General features: G+C 44.5%; 3 protein-coding genes. All 3 read left to right on the forward strand.

From position 1 onward, the window contains the following. Positions 1-423: 423 nt before the first annotated feature. The gene (locus LC608_RS36355) at positions 424-630 is read left to right on the forward strand and encodes a hypothetical protein (RefSeq protein ID WP_229558139.1); all 207 of its coding nucleotides are present in this window, start codon (positions 424-426) and stop codon (positions 628-630) included. A 1-nt stretch (position 631) separates the two neighbouring features. Continuing rightward, entirely contained in the window at positions 632-775 is a 144-nt protein-coding gene (locus tag LC608_RS36360; RefSeq protein ID WP_229558140.1) for a hypothetical protein, read from the forward strand. Between the two features lie 223 nt (positions 776-998). Then, positions 999-3,728 (forward strand): DUF3854 domain-containing protein, encoded by a 2,730-nt coding sequence (locus tag LC608_RS36365; RefSeq protein WP_229558141.1) that lies wholly within the window; start codon positions 999-1,001, stop codon positions 3,726-3,728. Positions 3,729-4,004 lie beyond the last annotated feature (276 nt).

Consider the following 4,004-nt stretch of genomic DNA (forward strand, 5'->3'; position numbering starts at 1 on the left):
TGGGTGGACTTGTACGATAGCCTCAAAGAGAAAAAGTAAGTCCAATCATCTTGTTCGCGTAAACAATTCGCGAACACTATTTTCTTTGTTTTACCCTCTATTTCTCCTTAACCGAGCAGTATTGACATGAATCCTCTCTCGTGATGCAGACACGCACAATTACCGCGACCGCATATATAGAAGAGCGGACGCAATACAGAAGATATTGCTGTGAATAATTAAATGCTGTCAAAACAGAGCTTGCAAGCCCTGCAACCCTCAAAAGGAAATCGCCAAGTGCGTTTTGCGCTTAGGTCTTACTTGCGTCTGCCTTAAGTTATTGACGTATCGATAACCTTGACACTAATATACTAGTAGACGAGTTCTGAACTTGTCAAATATATTCCGAACTTTTTAGAACCAGCTGCCTTTTGACGAGTTTTGATGTTAACTGAAAATGTCGGAATATATCAGAACTTTTCTAATATAATGGCAACGTCAAAGGCAAAAGTAACTTTTACATGCAGTCCTGAGTTAAAAGAAAAACTACAAGAATGGGCGGACAGCGAAAGCCGAACGCTATCAAATTTAGTTGAACTGATCACCCAGCAAGCAGTAACAGAGCATGAAAACAAAGTGAGCAACAAGTAATATGACTAACGCTTACCAACCGGACATCACAGCACGACTAGACGACATAGACAAGCGCTTAAAACAATTGAGTGATGAATTAGACCTTATCCCCACAATTCAAAACGGCATGAGGCAGAAGAGCGCAAACAATCAACAAATTTAGCGTCTCTCATACACAAATCCCCACTAGTGGCAACTAGAGGGGATGTGTACCAGTGGAGACTGGATTTTCATTAATTGTCTTGTCATAACGCGGGTAATAACTCCGAACTGAAAATGTCCTGGCAGACTTTTCGGAACCGCGATCGCAACTCTATATTAACCAGTTCTGCGGTCGTGTTGCAATAAGGAGTTACCCGGATTTTGAAAAATTCGGAGTAATAAAAGTGAATACAATACAGACAACTGCAAAAGAGACCGCTAATAGACTTACAGACAGACATTATAAAGAGTGCGTAAAAAATCGAGGCTTGTGTCCTGAGTGGATAGCTGTTAACTGTCGCTCAATGGAAATTAAAGAAGCGACCGAGCGTTTAGGATATAAAGCTTTGTCAGCAGGCATCTGGCTAGAAGGAATCAACGGTTTTGGGCAGTACCGCCCTAACAAGCCCTGGAAAAGCTTAGACGAGAAGAAAGCGCCCAAGTATCGGACAGCAACCAGGGAAGAATATGACGCGATTTTACCCCATCATCCGCATAATCAGCGCTACTGGGAGGACTTAGAGGCGCTCAAAGCACTTTGTTATAACATAAACGGTCATCCTTGCTTACTTCTGACTGAGGGGCTGTTTAAGGCTCTAGCCGGCTGTTCTAACGGATTCCCCACAGTTGCCCTCGCTGGTGTTGAACAGGGATTAACATCCGCCAAAAATGACCCACAAAGCAAACGTTACCTAGTCGATACCTTAGAATTGTTAGCCAGTGCTAAGTTTGGATGGATTATTGCATTTGATGCCGACGAATCCACCAAAGCTAATAAAAATGTGATTGCAGCACAGAGAAAACTGGCTTGTCAATTAGCTAAGTTTAAAGTGCCTGTGTACATTGCCACGGGCTTATGGAGTGCAGCAGAGGGGAAAGGGATGGACGATTATATTCAGGCCAACGGTAGCGACGCTTTTAGGGACAAAGTGCTAGCTAAGGCTGTTAACTTAGAAACTTGGGAACGTCAGTTTCAAGAAGACGATAACGACAGCAAAACCTTGTCAGAGTCGGCTTTTGCGGCACAAATAGCAGACAATTACCGCGCGAGACTGGCTTGGCACGTAGCTAATAAAGCATGGTACTGGTATGAGGCACAAAATAAGCTCGGTGTTTGGGGTGAAATTCCCCATGAGGAAGCGCAAGACATCGTAGTTACAGAGTTGCGATCGCTAAAACCACATTTTAGCTATCGTTTTGTCGCTAATACGCTGAATCTCCTCAAGGGTGATTTAAGGATTAATCACTGGGAGGTCTGTCCCGGCTACATCTGTTTACAAGATTGTGTACTAGATGTTAATACCCTTCAAGAATACCCCCACGCTCCAGGTTATAGAATGCTGACTCAGTTGCCCTTTAAATGGTCTGACCGTAGTATCGGCTGTGACCCGATTCAGCAATGGCTACTAGAAATTTGCGAAGGACAAGAAAGCTGGGTGCAAGTAATTCGCGCTGCAATCAACGCTACCATTACCGAGCGGGGCGGCAAGATGCAAAGATATCTAGAGTTAATCGGCGCTGGCGGCACTGGCAAAGGTACATTACTGAGACTTGTGCAAGACCTAGTAGGTAAAGATAACTACGCAATCACAACACTTAAGCAACTAGAACAGAATCGCTTTGAGACTGCCTCGTTCTACGGCAAGAAGCTAATTTGTATCACTGATTCTGAACGCTACACAGGAGATGTCAGCGTATTTAAAGCTATCACAGGCTATGACGACCTGCGACACGAGAAAAAAGGGGTACAGCAAACAGGCAGTTTTAAATTTGATGGTGTGGTGATGGTAGCAGCAAATGAAGCGATGCAAAGCACTGATTACACGAACGCCACCGCCCGCCGTCGTCTGTCCATGCCCTTTAATCGTGTTATTCCTCCCCATCAGCGCCGTGACTTGATGGAAGAGTTCGCGCCCTATCTTCCTGGTTTCCTGTCCTGGGTGTTGTCCATGCCAGAAGCAGAAATTAAGGATTATTTTGTCGATACAAACAACAAAGTATCGTCACTGGCTGCATTCAGCAAAGAAATCCTCATGGAGACTAATCCACTGGCTAACTGGGCTGACGAATGTTTGTACTATGACCCCAATGCAGTAACGGGTATTGGAGACATCAGCCAAAGCGCCGATGAATTTCTCTATGCCAATTACGCCCAATGGGCCAACAACAACGGACAAGGAACAATGAACAAGCAACGTTTTTCTAGCACGTTGCTGAACTTGCTGAAAGCTCAACTCTTAATTGACGCAGAAAAGCGCAAAACCAACAGGGGACGGTTTATTACCTGCGTTGCAATCCGCAAGCCGGGACATGATTTCCCTCTTTTAATTTCTACTAGTGACGACCTCAATAAAAAGAGTGACGACCTAGTGACGACCTTGGTGACGACTCAAACCCTTGATAGTGACGGACTTTTACAAAGTGACGACCTTTTTATCAAAAAAACAGAAGAAAGTAGCAACAACCAATGCTACTTGATGCAACCTCCTATAGAGCAGAATGAGGAGGATACGTCGTCACTTTCATCAAATCATTCACTCCTAAGTGTTTCAGGTCGTCACGAGGTCGTCACCGTGACGACTTCACAGCCCGATAAGGTCGTCACTACTCCATCTGTCGCCCAACAGATGATTAATAACTGGGATGATTTGTCGTCACTTGGTGAGCTTGTACTGTCACTAAAAGTTGAGGAACTACGCCAAGCTGTTGCAGGATTTAAAGAAGAACAACTGCAACATATTAAAGACGCAGCTAATAGCGTGTGGCGACTCGGCGCAGATTCATTAGCTGATTACAACGGCGAACTAGTTTACATCTGGGAGTGCGGACAATCAAACGATATCCGCATCGGTACTAAGCAAAAGCCAGGGGCGAGGGTTAGACGCGCTCATCTCCGCCCTTGGTTGGACATTTGATTAGAAAACAGATCCAGTATTAGGGGGTATGAGTAGCATTCGCGCAGAAAACCGGGTTAAGAGATATTACATGAGTAATACATAACTTTGGGCAGATGAACGCGAACTATGTCTAGACAATTCAATAGAAAACGATAACTGAAAAGGATATATAGCGGTTATCAGTCCAGTCCAGTACACTTAGGAGAGAGCAATTCTACTGATAACTGGTCGCTATGAAAGCCTACTCTCTCGACTTGCGTCAGAAAGTTGTTGATGCTTATGCCTGTGGTGACA

Source organism: Nostoc sp. XA010 (assembly GCF_020829625.1).
GTDB lineage: Bacteria > Cyanobacteriota > Cyanobacteriia > Cyanobacteriales > Nostocaceae > Nostoc.